At 70.9% G+C, this 19,633-nt stretch carries 25 protein-coding genes; 23 read left to right on the top strand and 2 right to left on the bottom strand.

Going from position 1 to position 19,633, the window contains the following annotated elements:
* Nucleotides 1–66 precede the first annotated feature (66 nt).
* From O3X23_RS32995 to O3X23_RS32975, 5 genes are all read left to right on the top strand, one after another.
* Entirely contained in the window at nt 67–1,263 is a 1,197-nt protein-coding gene (locus O3X23_RS32995; RefSeq protein ID WP_269276112.1) for a hypothetical protein, read from the top strand.
* A gap of 25 nt (nt 1,264–1,288) precedes the next feature.
* The gene (locus O3X23_RS32990) at nt 1,289–2,596 is read left to right on the top strand and encodes an MFS transporter (RefSeq protein WP_269276110.1); all 1,308 of its coding nucleotides are present in this window, start codon (nt 1,289–1,291) and stop codon (nt 2,594–2,596) included.
* A 12-nt stretch (nt 2,597–2,608) separates the two neighbouring features.
* Nucleotides 2,609–3,106 (top strand): hypothetical protein, encoded by a 498-nt coding sequence (locus O3X23_RS32985; protein WP_269276108.1) that lies wholly within the window; start codon nt 2,609–2,611, stop codon nt 3,104–3,106.
* Nucleotides 3,107–3,206: 100 nt separating this feature from the next.
* Complete coding sequence (locus tag O3X23_RS32980) at nt 3,207–3,632, top strand: hypothetical protein (RefSeq protein WP_269276106.1); 426 nt, start codon at nt 3,207–3,209, stop codon at nt 3,630–3,632.
* A complete protein-coding gene (locus tag O3X23_RS32975) occupies nt 3,629–4,480 on the top strand; it encodes a relaxase/mobilization nuclease (protein WP_269276104.1) in 852 nt (283 codons plus the stop codon). Before O3X23_RS32980 ends, O3X23_RS32975 begins: the two co-directional genes overlap by 4 nt.
* A gap of 13 nt (nt 4,481–4,493) precedes the next feature.
* Here the strand turns inward: O3X23_RS32975 and O3X23_RS32970 are convergent, their stop codons facing one another.
* The gene (locus tag O3X23_RS32970) at nt 4,494–4,625 is read right to left on the bottom strand and encodes a hypothetical protein (protein ID WP_269276102.1); all 132 of its coding nucleotides are present in this window, start codon (nt 4,623–4,625) and stop codon (nt 4,494–4,496) included.
* Here O3X23_RS32970 and O3X23_RS32965 point away from each other — a divergent pair.
* From O3X23_RS32965 to O3X23_RS32935, 7 genes are all read left to right on the top strand, one after another.
* Nucleotides 4,614–5,189: a hypothetical protein gene (locus tag O3X23_RS32965; protein WP_269276100.1), complete on the top strand. Its 576-nt coding sequence runs from the start codon at nt 4,614–4,616 to the stop codon at nt 5,187–5,189. The two genes, O3X23_RS32970 and O3X23_RS32965, sit on opposite strands and share 12 nt — an antisense overlap.
* Before the next feature lie 23 nt (nt 5,190–5,212).
* Nucleotides 5,213–5,962, top strand: coding sequence for a hypothetical protein (locus O3X23_RS32960; RefSeq protein ID WP_269276098.1), 750 nt, complete (start codon nt 5,213–5,215; stop codon nt 5,960–5,962).
* 186 nt (nt 5,963–6,148) lie between these two features.
* Entirely contained in the window at nt 6,149–6,532 is a 384-nt protein-coding gene (locus tag O3X23_RS32955) for a hypothetical protein (RefSeq protein ID WP_269276096.1), read from the top strand.
* The gene (locus O3X23_RS32950; protein ID WP_269276095.1) at nt 6,529–7,332 is read left to right on the top strand and encodes a DUF317 domain-containing protein; all 804 of its coding nucleotides are present in this window, start codon (nt 6,529–6,531) and stop codon (nt 7,330–7,332) included. The genes O3X23_RS32955 and O3X23_RS32950 overlap by 4 nt, the downstream gene beginning before the upstream one ends.
* Before the next feature lie 24 nt (nt 7,333–7,356).
* A complete protein-coding gene (locus O3X23_RS32945) occupies nt 7,357–7,713 on the top strand; it encodes a hypothetical protein (protein WP_269276094.1) in 357 nt (118 codons plus the stop codon).
* Nucleotides 7,704–8,531 carry a DUF317 domain-containing protein gene (locus tag O3X23_RS32940; protein ID WP_269276092.1) on the top strand — a complete coding sequence of 276 codons (828 nt, stop codon included), beginning with the start codon at nt 7,704–7,706 and terminating at the stop codon, nt 8,529–8,531. The genes O3X23_RS32945 and O3X23_RS32940 overlap by 10 nt, the downstream gene beginning before the upstream one ends.
* A gap of 73 nt (nt 8,532–8,604) precedes the next feature.
* Nucleotides 8,605–9,123 carry a hypothetical protein gene (locus tag O3X23_RS32935; RefSeq protein WP_269276091.1) on the top strand — a complete coding sequence of 173 codons (519 nt, stop codon included), beginning with the start codon at nt 8,605–8,607 and terminating at the stop codon, nt 9,121–9,123.
* A 124-nt stretch (nt 9,124–9,247) separates the two neighbouring features.
* On the opposite strand, the gene O3X23_RS32930 is transcribed toward O3X23_RS32935, so the two are convergent.
* The gene (locus tag O3X23_RS32930; protein WP_269276182.1) at nt 9,248–9,613 is read right to left on the bottom strand and encodes a hypothetical protein; all 366 of its coding nucleotides are present in this window, start codon (nt 9,611–9,613) and stop codon (nt 9,248–9,250) included.
* Nucleotides 9,614–9,741: 128 nt separating this feature from the next.
* On the opposite strand from O3X23_RS32930, the gene O3X23_RS32925 reads away from it, so the two are divergent.
* The 11 genes from O3X23_RS32925 to O3X23_RS32875 all read left to right on the top strand — a co-directional run bounded on the left by O3X23_RS32925 (nt 9,742) and on the right by O3X23_RS32875 (nt 19,458).
* Nucleotides 9,742–10,302, top strand: coding sequence for a DUF317 domain-containing protein (locus O3X23_RS32925; RefSeq protein ID WP_269276089.1), 561 nt, complete (start codon nt 9,742–9,744; stop codon nt 10,300–10,302).
* A gap of 34 nt (nt 10,303–10,336) precedes the next feature.
* Nucleotides 10,337–12,124 carry a type IV secretory system conjugative DNA transfer family protein gene (locus O3X23_RS32920; protein ID WP_269276087.1) on the top strand — a complete coding sequence of 596 codons (1,788 nt, stop codon included), beginning with the start codon at nt 10,337–10,339 and terminating at the stop codon, nt 12,122–12,124.
* A 211-nt stretch (nt 12,125–12,335) separates the two neighbouring features.
* On the top strand, nt 12,336–12,770 hold the full coding sequence (locus O3X23_RS32915) for a hypothetical protein (RefSeq protein WP_269276085.1): 435 nt from the start codon (nt 12,336–12,338) through the stop codon (nt 12,768–12,770).
* The gene (locus tag O3X23_RS32910; RefSeq protein ID WP_269276083.1) at nt 12,767–13,525 is read left to right on the top strand and encodes a hypothetical protein; all 759 of its coding nucleotides are present in this window, start codon (nt 12,767–12,769) and stop codon (nt 13,523–13,525) included. Before O3X23_RS32915 ends, O3X23_RS32910 begins: the two co-directional genes overlap by 4 nt.
* A gap of 47 nt (nt 13,526–13,572) precedes the next feature.
* Entirely contained in the window at nt 13,573–14,379 is an 807-nt protein-coding gene (locus O3X23_RS32905; RefSeq protein ID WP_269276081.1) for a hypothetical protein, read from the top strand.
* A complete protein-coding gene (locus O3X23_RS32900) occupies nt 14,376–15,125 on the top strand; it encodes a DUF317 domain-containing protein (protein ID WP_269276079.1) in 750 nt (249 codons plus the stop codon). Before O3X23_RS32905 ends, O3X23_RS32900 begins: the two co-directional genes overlap by 4 nt.
* Complete coding sequence (locus O3X23_RS32895) at nt 15,122–15,421, top strand: hypothetical protein (RefSeq protein WP_269276077.1); 300 nt, start codon at nt 15,122–15,124, stop codon at nt 15,419–15,421. The genes O3X23_RS32900 and O3X23_RS32895 overlap by 4 nt, the downstream gene beginning before the upstream one ends.
* A gap of 52 nt (nt 15,422–15,473) precedes the next feature.
* On the top strand, nt 15,474–15,944 hold the full coding sequence (locus O3X23_RS32890) for a hypothetical protein (RefSeq protein WP_269276075.1): 471 nt from the start codon (nt 15,474–15,476) through the stop codon (nt 15,942–15,944).
* 261 nt (nt 15,945–16,205) lie between these two features.
* Complete coding sequence (locus tag O3X23_RS32885; protein WP_269276074.1) at nt 16,206–17,069, top strand: hypothetical protein; 864 nt, start codon at nt 16,206–16,208, stop codon at nt 17,067–17,069.
* Between the two features lie 104 nt (nt 17,070–17,173).
* A complete protein-coding gene (locus O3X23_RS32880; protein ID WP_269276072.1) occupies nt 17,174–18,262 on the top strand; it encodes a DNA cytosine methyltransferase in 1,089 nt (362 codons plus the stop codon).
* Nucleotides 18,262–19,458, top strand: coding sequence for a DnaB-like helicase N-terminal domain-containing protein (locus O3X23_RS32875; protein WP_269276070.1), 1,197 nt, complete (start codon nt 18,262–18,264; stop codon nt 19,456–19,458). The genes O3X23_RS32880 and O3X23_RS32875 overlap by 1 nt, the downstream gene beginning before the upstream one ends.
* Nucleotides 19,459–19,633 lie beyond the last annotated feature (175 nt).

Below are 19,633 nucleotides of genomic sequence, written 5' to 3'. Positions count from 1 at the left end.
GCACGCCGGCCTGGGCCTTGTTGCCCCGACCCGCAGCCCGTTGTCTTCGGGCGAGGGGCGAGCCCGATGACGCCCGCCGGCGACCCGTATCCCGACAGCCTCCAGGCGGAGGCATCGCGCCTCGCGCAACAGGCCCGCGAGTTCCGGCTACGGATGTCCGTGATCGACACCCAGACCCAGTACGCGCTCGACACGACCCGTGACCGCTACGGCCGCACCGCGCACCCCGGCGCCGCCGCGGATGCTCTCGCCCACCGCAACACGGCAGCCGTGGAGGTGTACACCACCTACCTCGCCCCGCACGCCGACGGCCTGCTCGGCGCCGCTCACCGCGCGCTCGATGAACTGCCGCCCACCGGACCCCTGAGCGCGTGGCGCGAGGTGCTCGACTCGCTCGCCACCTCCCACACCGAGATCGTCCGCGTTCTCGACCGTCCCGCCGAGCCTGACTCGGCCGCGCAGCGTGTCCAATACGCCCTGGTGTGGCCTCACCTCGCCGCCTGGGCAGACTACGGATCCATCGCCGCTGACCTGGCCGAGCAGCACCACGAGCCCGAACCCGGGCTGACGTATGAGGAACGGCAGAGCTGGACCGCGCGGGCGCACGCCGCGCTACGGCAGGGCGGGGCATTGGACTTGATCGAGTCGTGGCATGTGGCTGACGGTCGCCGCATCACGCTCGCGTACCTCATCGAGGACGACGACTCCACGGTGGTCGCGCTCGCCGGAGACCCGGACGCCTCGGACTGGGAGATCATCGGGCACTACGTCCATGAGTACGCGGCCGGGCAGGCGTTGCCCCGAGCAGTGCCGCCCGGAGTCCTACGGCCCGACGCCGCGTCCCGGTTCAACCGCCCAGAGCCCGTCCCCGAGCAGCCCCTGCAGGAGCTGCTCCGGGAGGTGGTCGAAGCCCGTACCGCGGGCGATGTCTCCGGAGTCCTGCTCAGTGCCACGCAAGAGGGCGTCGGCGCGGGTGCGATGGTCCGCCTGGGGCACCTCCTGTACGCCGCTGAGGAGTTCTCCGACGCGCTGGGCACGGTGAGGAGCCAGCAGATCGGCGCCCGGATCCACGCACTCGCGCGGCAGCTCGACTCCCTGATGCGCGAGGTCCGCGACGCGGCAGAGGACCTCGGTGCCACCGTGGCCGTCCTGCCGCCGCACCGCGTGCCGAAACCTCCGCGGATCCGGCCACGCCCCGCGCTGGAGACCGCACCTCCAGCTGCGCCGCCACCTCGCACTCCGACAACCGCGCGCCGCCCATAACCTCCCGTTCCCAGAAAGCCCTTCGTTGTCCTTGACCGCACCCTCGACTCCGGCACCGCGCATCACCTACCGCGCGGTGCTGGGCAGCCCGCACATCACCCGGCTCCTCGCCGGCACTCTCACCGGCCGCCTGCCCAACGCCACGGCCCCGGTCGCGATCATGCTGTGGGCCACCGCTTCGGGAAGCGGCATCGCCCTCGCAGGAATGCTCGCTGCCGTGTACGGGCTCGCGTCGTCGCTGGCTCAGCCAGCCATGGGACGCCTGATGGACCGCCACGGACAGACCGCCGTACACCTGCTGGCGGCCCTGGCGAACTCCTCGTTCCTGGTGGCTCTCCCAGCGGTCGGCCTGCACGGCGGAGCATCGCTCGCCGTAGGGATCGTCATCGCCGCCGGCCTGTCCACGCCAGCCCTGGAAGTCGGACTGCGGGCTCTGTGGCCGAGCGTGCTGCCCAACCCCCGGATGCGGCACGCGGCGCTCGCTCTCGACACCGGCAGCCAGGGCCTGCTGTACGTCGTCGGCCCGCTGCTTGTCGCCGCACTCACCGCCGCGTACGAGCCATCGTGCGCCCTGATCGTTACCGCCGCCCTCGGCCTGATCGGCACCGCCGTCGTCGCCCTCGCACCGCCCTCCCGGCGCTGGCACCCCGCACAGCCCGCCAGTGCGCACGCCGGGTCGGTCCGCAGGCTGACCAGCTGGGGTCTGGTGCTGCTGTTCGCCGCTCTTGCCGGGGTCGGGTTCGCAATCGGAGCGATGAACGTCTGGGCCGTCTCCCTGGCCGAGCAGCACGGCCAGAGCATGCTGTCCGGGATCATCCCCGCCGCCTTCTCCATCGGCAGCCTCCTGGGCGGCCTGGTCTACGGACGCCGCACGTGGAAGGGCACCACCACCAGCCGACTGATCACCGGTGGGGCAGCGTTCCTGGCCGGGTGGCTCCCGCTCCTGGCCGTCTTGGGCCCGGGCGCGGCCACCGCCGCGGTCATCGTGCCCGGGGCGTTCCTCACCGTCGTGGTCGCCTGCGCGTTCTTGACCACGGACACCCTGGCCCCTGCGGGCCGCACCAGCGAGGCGTACGCGTGGCTGATCCTGTCGATCGGCGCCGGGCAGGCTGCCGGCACCGCGCTGGCCGGGCGCCTCGCCGAGCACCACCTCGCCAGCGCCGCACTCCCCGCAGCCGGCGCCGCCTTCGCTCTCACTGTCCTGCTCGCCGGGCGCCCGCACCTGCGCCCGGCCGGACACCTTCCCGGCCCTGCCGGTACAACCGCGCGGCCCCACCCCGAAGCGAAACCCCCCGACCAGCAGCCCAACACCACTTTCAGCCCACTTACTTGAGGAGACCCATCTATGGCAGTACGCACCCAATGGACCGTCCAGCACCCTTGCTCCCACGCAGTCGAGCACGACCTGTCCGACCGTCCCGCCGATAAACGGGCCGGATTCGCCCGCTGGCTCGCCACGAAGGACTGCACCGACTGCTGGAAGGCAGCACGGGACGCTGACAGCCCATCCAAGGAAGAGTGGCTCGCCGCCAAGCGTGCCCAGGAGCAGCAGGCTGCCGTCGAATGGGCGGAGAAGTTCGACATGCCGCCGCTGGAAGGGCCGGACAAGGCCCTGGACTGGGGTGTGCGCTCCCGCCACCAGCTGATGGCTGCCGCGCACGTCGCGCTGGTCGTCGAGGGGACCTGGGACGAGGCGGACTGGGCGGAGATGGAGGAGAAAGCGCGGGGCGTCACGCGGGCCGGATGGTGGATCGACCAGAGGGACGTAGAAGGCTCTGACCTGCCCGAACTCCTCGACGCGGCGGGTGAGGACGACCAGGGGACGGAGAACCCGTTCCGGTGACGAAGGGGGAACATAGCCGGGGATCGCCGGTTAGCCAAACCGGCGTTCTTCCGGACCATTGTTCCTCCCACCGCATCACGTCTCACGTGGAAGGAACCGGATGACCCTACCCCCACCCATACCGGCGTTCGCTGCGACGCCTGACCCGTTCACCCCCGTCCGGGACATCACCCACGGCCATTTTCAGGCCGGCGACCAGGTCGTCGTCCTGAGAGGGGTCGCCGGCGGAGAGCTGTGGGGAGACGCTGTGCGCGTGGTCGCCTCCTCCTGGCACGCCCCGACCGACGAGGACGGATGGCGAGTGCGCGACGCGACCGGCGGAGCACAGTCGTACCTCACCGCCCACCCCCGCTATCTCGTCCACCTCACGCGCCGCTGCCCGGACTGCCTGATCCACCTGCGGGCCATGGAGGACTACCTCCTGCCGAAGCACACCGACGCCAACGCCCTTGTCGACTGCGGCTGGTACACCATCACCGCCCTCTACCAGCTCGTGCACGTCGCCGACGTCCGGGGCGGCCGGTGATCTTCCAGGTCCACGAGCGCACCCATACCCCGCACGACCCGCTCACCGCGGCACTGGGCCGCCCGGTCTCACCGGATGACGGACTGACCGAGTACACGGTGGTCGCCCACTGGCCGGGCCTGGACTCCTACACCCTGGAGGACGAGCAGAAGGTCTGGACGTCCGCCCAGTGGGCCGATCACCTCGAAGACCCGCTTCTGGAGCACCCGTTCGCCGCCAGTCCCACGGAGGACCGGCGCGCGATCCTCCACCTGCACGCCCGGCTCCACCACGATGACCGTGACCTGTCATCGGCGGAGTGGGCGGAGGTCGCCCACCGGCTCGCCCGCGCCGCAGGCATCGAGGTCCCCGGCGACGAGCACGGCTGTCGGTGGATCGCCGTCCAAGCCCAACTCGGGCACCTCGACCTGATCGCCAACCTGATCCGCCTCGACGGCGAATGGAACACCCAGCCCGCCGGCGTCCTGCAGCGCCTTTCGGTCGAAGCCCGCCGCATTGAAGGGGACCTGCGCCTGACCCCGGCACCCACCGCTCCCCAGCCGCAGGCCCCCATCCCGCCCGTACCCACTGCCACAGGCCACCTCGCGAGCGTCCTGTCGCAGCTCGCCGACGAGCACGCCGGTCCGCTGGCCACGGTCCGCTCACTCATCGAGCACACCGCCCACCGGATCGCCCGCCAGCCAGGAGCCACCAGGCCGGACACGGCACACCGTCTGGAGCTGATCGCCCGCCGGCTCCACGCCATCCAGCAGGACCTCGACACCACGGCAGTCCACCTGTCGGTCGTCCGCCCCAGCGTGGCCCCCGCACCACCCGCCGTCCGGTCCGCCACCCACCGATCACCATAGGAGAAACGTTCCTTCACCTCTCGCCGACCGCTTCCTCGACATCCGCCGCGATCCGCACTCCGATGAGGTCCTCGCCCGCGGCGGAGACGCAGGAGCCCACAGTGTTCTGCAGCGGGCAGGTTTCGTCCCTGTCGTGCGCGTCCACGAGACCTACCACCGCACCCCCACCGGTCTCGATCAGGACGAGGAATCTCGCCTCGCCATCGGCGCTGTGGCAAGGCTGCGAGCCGCCAGCTACCACGTCGACTGCGATGCGGATTTCGACACCGAGGCACGGCCGGCCACTTACCCGACACTCGGCGCCTCCGTGGCCCAGCTCGCCGAGCGGATCCGCCAGGCCACCACCACCGGTGAGGCCGCCGACGCTCTCACCGAGCTGACCGCCGCGCACGACGGCATTCTCGCCGCCCTGGCCGAGGTCCTGACCGCCACCGCGGAGTTCCACGACGGCCTCGGCCAGGCCGCCGACCCGCACATCGCCGAGCGGCTTCGCTACCTCGCCGACGAGCGCCTGCCCGTCATCAGCGCCGACCTCCACCACACCCGCAACGCCCTCGCCGACCGGCACGCCCCGCACCCCGGCCGCAGCGCCTGCACCCAACAGGTGCCGGCCACCGAGCGCGAGCGGTCCGCCGTCTGCGCCTGCCCGCCCCCACCGCGCACCGTTCCCGCCCCGCCACCCCCGGTGGCCACCGGGCTGCGCCGTTGACCTCCACTACAGCCAAGGACCCCATGCCCGATCACGAAAACTCCGAGCGCCTCGCCTCCTACGCCGACGTCCTCGCCGGGGAACTGTCCGGCGCCTGGACCAGCACCTACCTTCCGTCCGAGAACAAGGACGACCTCATCGATCTGACGGACCGGGTCTGGGACTTGGACCTCGTCGCCGACACCCTCGCCGAGACTGCGCTGCGGCATGCGGCCGTCCTCAGCCGCCCGGACGGCGCCCAGTTCCTCGTCCTGGATCGGTACGACGATCGCGACGGGTTCCTCGTCGCCGCCCTCGCCCCTCAGAACCTTCCCGACGAGGCATACCGCGCCGTTCCCGAGCCCAACGGCATCGCGCTGGTCGACGACCCCTTCCAAGGTGCCGAGACCGTCGCGGGCGACCTCCTCGCCCGCTACGACAGCGCCCTCGCCCAGGTCCGCCACAACGCCATCGGCGGCGTCCAGCCGTCCCAGCCCGAGCGGGTCGTCCTGACCTGGCAGCCGGACGGCAGCCTCGCCGCCGCACCGGTCGGCGAAGTGGCCGGCGCAGTCCTTAGCGAGCAGGGCTTCGTCCAGGACCCGCAGAGCGGCATCTTCCGACTCGGTGGGGACGACACCACCGTGCAGGCACACGCCGTACTGGCCATCGGTCGCCAGCTCGACGCCCTCGGCATCAGCACCGCGCTCCAGCACACCGCCACCAGAACCGCGCCGACCGTCACCCTGCCGCCGGCCCCTGCCGCGACCCGGGCCCCGGCCCGCCGGACTCGCTGAAGCAGAGCGGCGGATTCGCGAGCCCCGCCGCGACCGGACTGATCCGCCCATACCCCTGCACACATACGTCCTCATCGGCCCGGACCGGGCCCGCCCGCTGACCGGCGCACGCCCAACGGCGGTTCCCGCCAAATTCCACAGGTCGCGAACCGCCCACGCGACTGACCAACCCCCTTCTGGAGGAGCATGTCTCAGCCCACCCCGTACGCGGTGCGGCTCACTGACGAGATCAGCCGCCAGCTCGACCAGCTCACCGAGCACCTCACCCAGCTGCCGGCGCCCGAGGCCGCCCAGGTCATCGCGCGGATGTGCGACCCCGACCACGGACTGATCGGCGGCGTCGCCCACCTGGTTGACACAGCGAGCAGATTCGCCAAGGACCAGACCGAGCGCGGCGCCCTGCCAGCCGAGGTGTGGCTCGCCCTAGGCCGAGCCGCGAACGACCTCGCCCACACCAGCGCGGACCTGGAGGAGTATCGGGAGACGCTCCAGCGCGCCTCCGCACAGCCCGCCACCAGCGCGGGCAGGCCGCCCGCCCCTGCATCGCTCGTGGTCCGGCGGCACCGATGAGCAAACAGCAGCGGCGAAACTGGGGGGCGGTCGAGCAGCCAGAGCAGCACTACCTCGTCGCACCGCGCGGCCTTGCGGGCGGTGGCGATCTGCGGCACGTCTCGGAATTCCTGCGCGCTTCGGGATGGCAGGACCGGTCCAAGCGGGGTGGCCCATTGGTCATGGAGAGCCCGGACCGCACCGTGCGCGTCGGCTACGACCCCTACGTCCTGCCGGGCGGATGGACCATCCACGGCAAGGCGAACGGCCATCAGGACGAATGGTGGGCGGTCCTTGGCCGGCAGACGCCGGTGGAGATCGTCGCCGGTCTGACCGACGCCCTCACCCAGCCCCGCTCCGCGCACGCCCCCAACGTGTGGGCGCCGCTGCGGGAACAGCGCTGGCGCCATGATCCCCACGCCGGACATCCCACCGTGACCAGCCCCGATGGCAGTGCCTGGATGCAGTACCACCAGGCCGCCGGCGGCACCGCGATGTGGTCGTCGGGTGCGAAGGACCAGCAGGGCAACGGCTGGAGCGCTCAGTTCACCGCCAGCACCCCGATGCACCTGGTCCAAGCCTTCTCCACCGCGCTTTCCAGTCCCGAGCCCGTGATGCGGCCACTGGGCCGCGTCCCGCACAGCGCGCAGGTCCGCACCACATCGGTTTCCGTACTGCCTTCCCAGCTCCGGGCTTGGCAGCAGGCACGCATCACCGCCGCGCGCGCCGCCTGGGCCCGCAGCAGCACCCCCCGTGGTAGCCGTCCCCGCACCGCGGCGCGACCCCACGCTCACGCCGGCGGCGCCCGCACCCGCCGCTGAACCCCGACGCCCCCGAGGAGCCCGATGCTCGCACCCACCCTGGAATCCGTCCGTACCGTGACGCAGACGCTGTCCCGCCTGACGGCATACCTGCGCGACAAGCCCGACCCGCAGGAGGCGTTCGCCCTCGTCGCTCCGCTGCTCGATGAGTACACCGGCATCCCCGTGCAGTTCGGCGACATCCTGCGCGCCTTCGCCCGTTCCCTGCTGGAGCACCCGGACGCCCCGCGCAGCAGGGAGGTCAGCGTCCTGGTCGACGAGCTGCGGGCTGCCGCGTGGGAGCAGTCCGATCAGCACACCCTGCACTACTCGCTGGACCACGTGCGCGCCCTGATCGACAGCGCCCCGCAGACCAGGCCGGAGGACGGCGAGTGCCGGTAAGTGAACGGCAGCTCGCCGCTTTCGCCGAGATACACGCCTGGCGGGTGCCCTTCGATACCAGCCCGCGTCATCTCGCCGGCCCCGGGGATGCTCGGCACGTCACCCACGGCCTGGCCGCCGCCGGTTGGTCCCCCACTTCCGACCCGCTGAGCGCTGAGATCATCCTGCGCAGCCCCGATCGCCGCTACCGCCTGCAGTTCGACCCGCAGTCCGCCACCTCCGCGTGGTGGCGGCTGCGGGCCGAGCCCACCGACGCCGAGCACGGCTGGTACGCCGAGTTCGGCGAACTCCTCCCCGCTGAGGTCCTGGCCGGCCTCACCGATGCGCTGATCGCCCCGTCGCGCACTCAACCGGCGGCACCCCTGTCGGCGCTGCAGGCCGCGGGCTGGCTCATCGACGCAGGAAACGCGGCTGCCTCACCGGACGCGATGTGCCGCGTCGAGCAGCGGGCCGATCCCCACGACCCCGCAATGGCGTCCTGGCATGTGGAGGCGGGTGAGCCGGGACAAGACGGTTTCCTGGGCCCCCGCATCTGGCACGCCTGGTTCGACAGCCGCACACCCGAGCACGTCGTGACCGCCTTCGTCACCGCGCTCGCTGACCCCGCCCCGCTGCAGCGCGCCATGTTCGAACGCACCGCCCACTACACCGTCGTGCAACAGCCCAGCCCGCTGACCCCGCAGCAGGTGGTCGACGCGCACACCACCCGTATCAAGACGATCCGCGCGCAAGCCCGCGCCGCCCGCCGCCAGAAGCAGCCGACACCCGCGACAGCCCCGGCGACGCCGGCGACCCCTCGTCCGGCCGCTCGCCGCTGACCCCGACAGGACCCTCCCCATCTCCCCCGACACCACCGCTGACCGCGATCTCCTCCAGCATCTCGACGACTACTTGAGCGACAGCAAGAACATCTACGACGCCTGGGACGCCTACTCCGACGAGCACACCGACCTCGACGGCTGGCCCCACGACGACCACGCCTACGGCACCCGCCAGCGCCAGCGCGACGCCGACACCGCCGAGGCGTTCGAGACCGTCCGCGCCGGCGCCCGCCACCTGCTGGCCACAGCCGAGGCGCAGCTCAGAACCATGCCGACCAGCGCGGTGCAACACCGCTGGGCCTACCAACTGGGCCACCTTCGCGCGGCGGTCGACCTGCTCGACGCGCTGCACGAGCAGTGGGTGCACACCCGTGACAGCCTCCTCGCCGACGCCCCGCCCGGCACCCCGCCGTTTGACGAAGCCCTCGCTGAGTACCACGCCGAGTCGTGGAGCTACCTCGACGACTGGGCCACCCACGGTCACGTCCTCGTCGAGATCCACGCCGCCGCTCAGCACACCCCCTCCCCTCTGGCCCCACCGCCGGCCAAGGCCCCCACGCCCGGCCGGCCCGCCCGAGTGCGGAGGTAACGGTGTCCCTGGTGCCCGACACCGTCGAGGTCTCGTTCATCGCGCCGCGCCACCTGGCCGGCGGCGGTGACGCCGCCTGGGTCACCGTCCCCCTTCACCGCGCCTGCGGCTGGAGCGGTGTCTCTCAGCTTTCCCGAGGTTCGACTGCGCCCGTTCTCTGGGCGCCTGAATCCTTGCGTTCGGAGAGCAGGAACAGGACTGCGGCGGCGGCGAACAAGCCGATACCGACGCCCATGCAGGCCAGAACTGTGCCGGAAGAGGCGCCTGCGATCCGGGGGATGCCGTTGACGAGCATGACGGCGTAGACGCACAGGAGGCCGTAGGCATGAAATCGCAGCCCAGCCTGTCGCTTCCGCAGCCACGGCGGCGTCCAGCCTGCCAGTATCGCCACCGCGACGGGCAGCAAGAGGCCCGTATACACGGCCAACGCTATCCAGTGGTACAGCGGATTGCCGTTCACCTTGCCCCCCTCGTAAGCGATCACCAGCATACGGAGAGTCGGCCAGACCCGTCCATGTCAAACAGCTACGGCCACGACCTCCTGATGCCGCGCGTCATCCTCACCAGCCCCGACCGCAAGGCCCTCCTGCGTCTGGAGCCCGATCCCGACGGACAGTGGTGGACGCTGCACCACGCCCCGGAACCGGACCGGCGGCCTGGTACGCGAGTTTTGGCTCCCGCACCCCGGTGGAGATCATCGCCGCCTTCACCGACGCCCTCACCGACCCGCAAGCTTGTACGTCCGCCGAGGCCGATCCGCACAGGTCCCTGGTAGCTGCCGACTGGCGGCACGTCGGCGGTGACAGGGCGATGACCTCGCCTGATGGTCTGGCCCGCGTGGAGCACTTCGTCAACAGCACCACCGACTGCTGGTTCGTCACCACCGCTCTACCGCAGGGACCGCCGTGGGAGACCCGTTTCGGCGCCCACACCTCGCCACCTGATCGCCGCATTCACCCCAGCGCTGGCCGACCCCACCCCCTGCCACGTCCGAGTTCCGCTCACCAAGGTGCGGGTTGCGGCACTTCCCTGGTGATCGGGACTACGCAGGAGATGCCCGTCCAGCGCGTTGCCTTCGCCCTGGAAGAACGCGTGCGCACCCTCGCCTCGCGCCGCACCACCCCGACGAGTCCCAGTGCCCCGCCACAGCCGCCAGCCCGCAACGGCCGCAGCCGCTGACCCCTCCGTCCCCGCCCGGAAGTTGCGTACCTCCTTGCCCCCTTCCTCGAACAACTCCACCGACGGGTACGACATCGCCTTCCGACTCCTGCTGGGAGTCTTCGCCGTCGTCGTTCCCCTTTCGAACCTCGCTTGGCTGTCCGGCAACATCACCGCCCACCTCACCGGCACCCCCTGGGCGCCCTACCAGCCGACCACCGCCCTGCTCCACCCCGAACAGCTCTGGCCGCAGGCCGCAGAAACGTCCCTGCTGATTGGCACTCGCATCGTGCCGGGTCTCCTCGTCCTAGCCCTCGCAACAGTCGCCGGTGTCCTGTGGGCCCGGCACAACAACCGCAACGGCGGCCGGAAGAAGATCACCGGTATGGCCAAGGCCAGGGACATCGAGCCCCTCATGGCCAAAGCGATCACCGATAAGGCCCGGTCGCTGCGGCCGAGTCTGAAGGACGCCAAGCGCATCGGCGCCCAGGACACCGGGGTCCTGCTCGGCAACCTGCAAGGCACCCGGCACGAGGTGCGGATGGGGTTCGAGGACGTCGCTGTCGCGATCATGGCCCCCCGGTCCGGCAAGACCACCTCGCTTGCCATTCCCTCCATCCTCAACGCCCCCGGCCCGGTCCTTCTGACCTCGAACAAGGCCGCCAGGGACGCGTTCACCGCCGCTTACGACGCCCGCACCCAGGTCGGTCAGGTGTGGACGATGGACCCGCAGCAGATCGCCCACGCGGCCCGTGACATGTGGTGGAACCCTCTGGCCAGCGCGAGGACCCTCGACGGCGCCGGCCGGCTGGCCGGCCACTTCCTCGCCGCGAGCGTCGATGCCAGCGCCCAGGGCGACTTCTGGTCCAAAGCCGGCAGCAACATCCTGAGCCAACTGCTCCTCGCGGCAGCCCTCGACGAGCGGCCGATCACCGACATCATGCAGTGGCTCGCGTTCCCCGCCGACCGCACCCCGCTCGACATCCTGCGCGACCACGACTTCACCGCCGTCGCAGCCCAGCTCAAGGGCACCGTCGAAGGACCCCCCGAAACACGCGACGGCATCTACGAGACCGCCCGCCAGTACGCCGCAGCCCTGCTCAACACCGAGATCGCCGCGTGGGTAACCCCACAGAAGGACGTCGCCGAGTTCCGGCCGGCCGACTTCGTCACCTCCACCGACACGCTGTTCCTGCTCAGCAAGGACGGCGGCGGCGGAGCCTCGGCGTTGATCGCGGCGTGCGCGGACTCGGTGATGCGGGCCGCGACCACCCAGGCTGAGCGCGCCGGAGGACGTCTCGACCCGCCGATGCTGGCGATCCTCGACGAGGCCGCCAACGTCTGCAAGATCAGCGACCTGCCGGACCTGTACTCCCACCTCGGCAGCCGCGGGATCATCCCCATCACGATCCTCCAGAGCTACCGCCAGGGCCAGAAAGTCTGGGGAGACGCCGGCATGGACGCCATGTGGTCCGCCTCCACCGTGAAAGTCATCGGGGCCGGCATCGACGACCCGGACTTCGCCGACAAGCTCAGCCGGTTGATCGGCGACCACGACGTGGAGACCACCTCCACCTCGCACTCCGAATCCGGGAAATCGACCTCCGTGTCGATGCGGCAGGAACGGATCCTGCCCGCCGACGCGATCCGCGCCCTGCCCAAGGGCAGCGCCCTGTGCTTCGCCACCGGCATGCGCGTGGCCATGCTCGACCTGCGCCCCTGGTACAGAGAGCCCGGCGCCGCCGAACTGTCGGCCGCCTCCGCTCGCGCATCGAAGGCCATCACCGACCGTGCCGTCGCCAAGCACGCGCCGACGCGATCCGACTTCGGCAAGGCCGTGTAAGCCAGAGTCCAGCCGCACCTGGTGCCGATCCACCCAGGTGCGGCTACGGACTCCGTGCCCGCCTGGCAGCGCCACGTCCCGTCCCGGGCCTGCCAGAGCAGCGAGGCCCGCTTCCTGTAGCAAGCCCCCAAAACCAGAGCCTGGAGATGACCTGCACACCTACGAACCCGCCGGCCTCGGCGACCTGTCACCGCGCCACGCCGTGGACGCTGTGATCGCCGACATCCCCGATTACCCCATCACCGCGGACGACACGAGCCTGTTCAACTCCATGCGGCAGGGCAGCCTGCTGTGCCACCTAGCTGCCAGCATGGCCGCCGACGTCGAGTATCAACTCGTTTGGAACGTCTGCGACCTGCCGCCCGCCAAGAGGCTCGGTCGCAGCGTCGGCCAGCTTGGGCAGGCCATCGCCCACTCCACCCAGGCCCTCGCGCCGCTCATCGCCCTCACCACCACAGCGCAGGACACGCTCCAGCAGAAGGTCGACGCGCTCGAACATCACAGCCGTCTGCGGATTCACCTCGACGATGCCGACCGAGCCCTGGTGTCGGCCCGTACAGCGCTGGAGGATCCGCTCTCCCCCACTGTTACGAGCGCACCCACGCCCGCGCCGTCGCATGCCTTGGCCGTCCGGCGCCGCGCATGACGACACCGCCTGGCGACGGCCTGCTGTTCGATGTGGCCCGGCTACCGACGCCGGTTGAACGGCTGCTGTTGCTCGCAGGGCAGTACGTGCGCCACAACGACACGCTCGACCGGCACCTGCGGGAAGGTTCGCCAGCCGAGCCCGACGTCCACGTCGCCTCCGCACAGCATCTGGCCGCCGCGACCCGCTCCGCTATCCAAGCAGTCATCGATGAGCGGCTCTTTGAGAGTCACGAGCTGTCGGACGCGGTGGTCCGTCTCCAGCAGGTCGCGTTCCTGAGCGGCGCCTCCTCCGACCACCGCCTGGCGATGGCCCGGACGCTGACCGCCCTGGCACCCGAAGCGGCCACGGACTGCGCCGACACCATCGCCCGAGAAATGCGACGCCGACGTGGGAACACCCCCGACCCCCCGCAGCGCCCGCTGACCGCCGCGCAGCACACCGCGCTGTGGGAGATCGCCTGCGGCAACGTCGTGGCGACCAGCTCCCTGGGACGGCACTACGTCCACTACCGACGCGAGCGCGTACTCATCGGCACCCTGCGGTCGCTGGAGGCAACCGGCCTGGCCGAGCGCCTCCCGAAGTCCGCGCCCTCCGCCTACATCGGTGGACCCCTCCAAGACCGCGTCCACCTCACCTCCGCCGGCACTACTGCCCTAGCCGCCGCCCTCAGCCACCCTCCCGCCGCCAAAGCACTCGGCGCAGCACCCGCGCCGGTCCCCGCCGCCGCAAAGGCATCCGCCCGAAAGATCTGACCCAACCTCGGAGCCGCACCATCACCCGTCGCCCCATCGACCTGCCTGTGCAGATCGAGCATCTGCGTCAACTCGGCGCCGACTTCGCCGCCCTGTGCACCACGCTCACCGCCCTGGACGCGGGACCGGGCGCCGAGCTGCTACAGCAGCTCGGCCCGAAGATCCTTTCCATCCACGAGCTGACCGGCCGCACTCTGGTCCACCTGTCCGCTCTCGACGGCAGCCAGTACACGGCCGTGCCCGGCAGCCGGTCCTCCCTGGAAACACTCGGCGAAGTCGTCGCCTCCGCCTGCTTCGCCGCCTGGCAACTGGCGAGGGCTGTGGCGGACAACCCTCTCGAAGCCTCCGCCTTCGCCGGGGGGCCGCCGCTCGATGACGCGGTCGTGCGCCAGGCCCGGCACGCGGAAGCCGCACCGCTCCTGGCCGAGAGCTTGGTCACCGCCGCCCACCACCTCAAGCTGTGCGCGACCTGCTGCCACTACACCGCCTCCGGGATCACCCGCGATCTCGAACGCACCGCAAGCACCAGCGCCGGCCGGCCGGTACCGCACCGGCTCAGCGCCGCCCAGTACCAGGCGCTGCGCTCGCTGGCGCAGGGCGGGGCGACGATGCAGACGCGAGGTCGTGGCTCCACCACGGTCTGCACACCCGACCTCACCGTGATCACCACCGCCACCTTCCAGTCCCTGGACAAGCGCGGCCTGCTGCACCTCGACACCTCCGTACCCCTGTACAGGGGGCGGAGCATCACCGTCACCCCCGAGGGGCACCGCGCACTGGCCCATCACTCAGCGGGCAAGGGTGCGGCCATCACGCCGTCCGCCGCGGCGGCGACGAAGGGGCCGCGTCGATGACCGAGTTCAACCCCGATGAGCGGGTTATGGTCTCTCCGCGGCACCTCGCCAGCGGCGAGATGAACAAGTTCAACGACGTGATCGGTCCGCTGGTCCACCTGTTCAACTGGCGCTACGAACACAACCCGAGCACCGGGCGAATCGAGATCGACAGCCCCTGCGGCAGCGTCTTCCTCGACTTCGAGCCGAACCGGCGGGACGGCATCTGGTGGGAACTGCGCCACCACGAGCCGAACTGGACAGCCCGGTTCAGCCGGCAGACACCGGCCGAGGCCCTGGCCGCAGTCACACAAGTCCTGCCCCAACTCCTGGGCGACACTCGGCACGCCGATCGCATCCCGCTCACCACGAGCACTCTCGCCCAGAGCGCGGAGCTCAACGGGTGGACGGTCGTACGTGTGGGGCGGATCACCCTGTTCACCTCGCCCGACGAGCATTGTCATCTGCGCCACGAACGGGACGCCGAGGTGCCCTGGCGGTTCGAGCACTCGCTCTATGAGGGCTTCGACACCGAGTGGAGCGCCACCTTCACCCGTGATACCCCCGAGCGCCTGGTCGCCCAGTTCTTCGTCCACCTCGCCAGCGATGAACCCGTCGAACGGGTCTTCAAAGAGGTGCCGTTCCTGGTCCAGAACAGCGACAGCGCGCTGATCACACCCGTGAGCGGTGCCGCGGTCAACCCCCACGCCCACCACGCCGTCGCCCAGGCTGCCCGGGCGCACGCCAGCCGACAGCCGAGACGATGACCGCCGCCTCCACCATCCTCGAACGCCTGCTGGCTCTGGGTTCCGACTGCACCCGCCACCAGGACGCGCTGAACTACCTCGCTCTCCTGCGCGGCCCGGACCCGGCCGGCAACCTCGCACACCACACCCCCACCACCGCACCTTCGACGGCTGCCGCGCCCTCGCAACCGCTCTCGGCCGATCCGCACCGCCGCAACCGCCGCAGCACGACCGACCGCTACCGCCACACGCAGCTTGGCCCGTTGACCAACCCAACTGGGAGCCACCACGCCCTCCAACCTACCGACGGCACATGACCTCGCCCGCGCCCTCGCCGACCAGATCCACCCCGACGCCGCGCCCCGAGACGTGATTGTCAGCTTCCACGTCCGGCCACAGGCGGCAGCCGAGTTCGGCCACCGCTCCCGGGGCGGGCCCGTCACCGCCTTCGCAGCATCCCTGCACGCTCACCTGTTCGGCCTCCCCGCCGACACCGACCCCCTGCCCGCCGCCCTCGACGCACTCCTGCAGCACACCGGTACCGCGACCAGCCCAGAACAGCAGACCGCGATCCTGCAACAAGTCGCCGAACAACTCCGCAACGCCGCCGAAATCCTTCGGGACTACCAGTACACGGCCCAGTGGGAGCGCCTCCCCCACGAGGTGGCCGAACAGCTCCGTCAAGCCCGAGCCCAGGCCCAGCAGGTCGCCCAGACCCTCGACCAGGTCGCTCCCGCCTTCAGTGGCCGGCCCACGGGCGCCGTGCCCGGTCCGCAACCGCGCGCGAGCGCCGTTGTCCCCGTCACTACCTCAACTCTCGCAGCAGGCCACCGCCGCTGACCGCAGCAACGACGCCGGCACCAGTGGCCTCGTGCTGGGCTCGTCGGGCACCGCTGCGGTGCCTCTGGTGAACGCCATCGGCGTCCCCGGTCCGGCTCTCCCTCAAGGGTCGGCCCCACGAGGCGGGCGCCACCGTCACCGCCTTCGCCCGCACGCTCCGCACGGTCGCACCGCCGCCCCTCCTTACCGTCAGGACTCCCCATTTCCCCTATACCGCAGTTCCGTGCCATCTCCCTCGGCGCGGGAATCCAGTCCAGCGCCATGCTCGCCCTCTCCGCCGAGGGCGTTCTCCCGAAGGTTGATTACGCGATCTTCGCCGATACCGGGTGGGAGCCTCGCGCCGTATACGCCCATCTCGACCGACTCGTAAAGGAAGTCGCCGAACCCGCTGGAATACCCGTGCTGCGAGTCAGCTCCGGGAACATCCGCAACGACGCACTCGACCCCGATCACCGATTCGCCTCCATGCCGCTCTACATCCTGAACAAGGACGGAAAGCAAGGCATGACCCGACGCCAATGCACCGGCGAATATAAGATAAAGCCAATCAAGAAGAAGGTCCGCGAACTTCTCGGATACCCGTACCCGCAGCGCATTCCCAAGGGTGTCTTCGTCGAGCAATGGGTCGGGATATCCACGGACGAGTTCCACCGTGCCAAGGACGCCGACGTCCGCTACATGCGCAATCGGCACCCGCTCATCGACCTGGGCTGGTCACGCGGCGACTGCATCCGCTACCTGACCTCGATCGGCCTCGCCGACACTCCGAAGTCATCGTGCCTCGGCTGCCCCTTCCACGGAAACGCGCAGTGGCGCACCATTCGCGACACCAGCCCCGACGAGTGGCAGGACGTCGTGGAATTCGACGCCGCTATTCGCCAGGGCAACGCCCGCGCCAACGCCACGGGCAACGCGCTGCTTGGCCAGGCGTTCCTGCACCGCTCGCGGGTGCCGCTGGGCCAGGCGCCGATCGACCACGTCACCGCCGCCGAGCGGGCCGCCCTCCAGCCCGAACTAGGCGACGCGGACGAGCTGGAGAACGGCGTCGTGGACGGCTGCTCCCCCTGGGCATGTCGCGGGGACGCGGACGGGCCGACGCAGGACGACTACGGGCTGGCCACTTGATTCTGGACCTCTTTGCAGGTCCGGGGGGTTGGAGCCGCGCGCTGACGGTGTTCGGTGTGCGGGACGTCGGCCTGGAATGGGACGAATGGGCCTAGAAAACCCGTGTGGCCGCCGGGCAGTGGACGGTGCGGACCGACGTGGCCAGATATCCGACGTGGCCGTGGCTCGGCCGGACCCGCGGGTTGTTGGCGTCGCCTCCGTGTCAGGCGTGGAGTATGGCCGGCAAACGCCTCGGCCTGCTCGACCAGCCCCTCGTGCACGAGGCCGTCGAGAGTCTCGCCGCCGGCCGCGACATCCGCGAACGCCTGCTGTCCGCCTGCCGGGACCAACGCTCCCTGCTGGCCGCCGAGCCCATGCGCTACCTCCAAGCCCTGAACACCGTAGGCGAGCCGGAGTGGGTCGCCATGGAGGAAGTCCCCGACGTCCTGCCCTTGTGGAAGCAGTACGCCGCCATCCTGCGGTCCTGGGGATACTCCGTGTGGACCGGCATCCTCAACGCGGCCGACTTCGGAGTACCCCAGACCAGGAAGCGGGCGATCCTGATCGCCTCGCGGGTGCGCACAGCCCAGCCGCCCCCGCCAACACACGCCCAAGCGGCCGAGCCCGACAGCCTGTTTGGCCCGGGCCGCGCCGGCTGGGTCAGCATGGCCCAGGCCCTGCGATGGGGTGCCACCGATCGGCCCGTTCCCACCGTCTGCGCCGGCGGCGGACCCGGAGGCGGACCCGAACCCTTCCCCTCCGGCTCCCGAAAGACCCTCGCCAACGCCCGTGACCGCGGCACCTGGACTCCCCGACCCCCGGATATCGCCCTTCAGCCCCGCCGGGACGCCGCGGCACGCTGGGCGTGGTCCCTGCGGAGCAACAACCAGGCCAACGCCACCATCCGATCCATCGAGGAGCCCGCCGGGACGCTGTTCTTCGGGCACCGCGCGAACGAATGCACCTGGATCGCCGAAGCCCCCACCATCCACCAGCAAAACAGCGCCTCCCAGGCCGTCCCCGACCCGATCCGGATCACCGCGCGTGAGGCCGGGCTGTTGCAGACCTTCCCTGCCGACTACCCCTGGGCGGGCAACAAGGGCCAGCAGTTCTCACAGATCGGCAACGCCGTCCCCCCGCTGCTCGCCGCCTACCTCCTCGCCCCGCACCTGAACGTTCCGCTCAACCCCGACGACTTCACCCTGGCCGCCTGATGCCCCACTCCCCCGAGCCCGACGAGGACGTTCTCGACGCCGTCGCTCCGCCGCACCCGGTCTTCCACGTCGAGCAGGCCCTCCTCGGCGCCTTCCTGCTCGAACCACAGCGCCTCAACGAGGTGACCGGGATCGGCCCCGACGCCTTCTCCACCGCCTCGCACGCCGCCCTGTTCGCCGCGATCAGCTCCCTGCCGGCCCCTGACCCGGCGGAGCACGCCGCCCACCCGCAGTGGCTCGACGCCGTGCTTGCCGTCGCTCGCGAGCAGGCCCGAGGGCTGACCGCCGCCTACCTCCACAGCCTGATCCAGGTCTGCCCGTGGCCCCCGCACGCGCCCGCGTACGCGCGGATGATCGAAGCGGAGCAGTGCAGGCGCCGTCTGGCCGCCGCCGCTCAGCACCTCATCCAGAGCGCCCGCGACACCTCACTCCCCCAGCGCGTGGCCTCCACCCTGGACGAGGCCGACGTCTTGGGCTGCGTGGTGGACGACATCGCCGCCCGCTTCCCGCCGCATGCCGGATCCCTGCCCCGCACCCCTACGCCACCGCAGGCCACCACCCACGACCAGGACGCGCTCGACGAAGAACGGCTGCTGCTCGCCACCGCGACCGCCCACCCCAACAGCGTCGGCCAGATGCGCTGGCTGACGCCCGGCGACTTCACCCACCCTGTGCACGCCGGGCTGTGGCTGTGCCTGACGACCCTGATCCGCCGCGACACACCGGTCGACCCCGTCACCGTGCTGTGGGAGGCACAACACCGCGGCCTTCTCGGCGCCGGAGCCGAACCCCGAGAGCTGCTGAAGCTCCTCGCCGGGCCGGTCGGAACCCCGGAGCACTGGGGCGAGCGCATCCTGCACCGCTCCGTGCTAGCCGCAGCCCACCACCTCGGCCGGCGCATCGAGACATTCACCAACGACCCGGCCAATACGCCGTACCAGCTCGTCGTCGGCAGCCGCCGCGCTCTCGCCGACCTGACCGCCGTGCGGACCCGCTGGCAACACGCCACCACCGAACCCGCCCCCACCACCCGACCGGCGCGCACCAGGCCCGCGACAAGCACGGCCACACCTCGGGCCGGCCCACCCCCCAACACCCCCCCCCCCCCCACGCTCCGCCGCCGCACGCCCCCGCCCCCGGCGCCCGGCTCTGCGATGCCGACGCCCACCGCTACACCGCCTGGTTCGCCCGGCTGACCAGCGGCCCTCACCCCCACGCCCACCCCCCCGCAACCGCGGCGGTCCCCGCCGCGCTCCAGCGCGGCACGGCCTTCCAGCTCCCCCCCACCGCCGAACTCCAGGCTGCGGAGGTGTTCCTGTCCCAGGTCGCCGTCGGCGACGACATGGTGAAGTTCGCCAAGAACGGATCCGA

The organism is Streptomyces sp. H39-S7, assembly GCF_027158205.1.
Lineage (GTDB): Bacteria > Actinomycetota > Actinomycetes > Streptomycetales > Streptomycetaceae > Actinacidiphila.
Note: the sequence above shows the minus strand (reverse complement) of the source record. Positions and strands in the feature narration are given on the sequence as shown.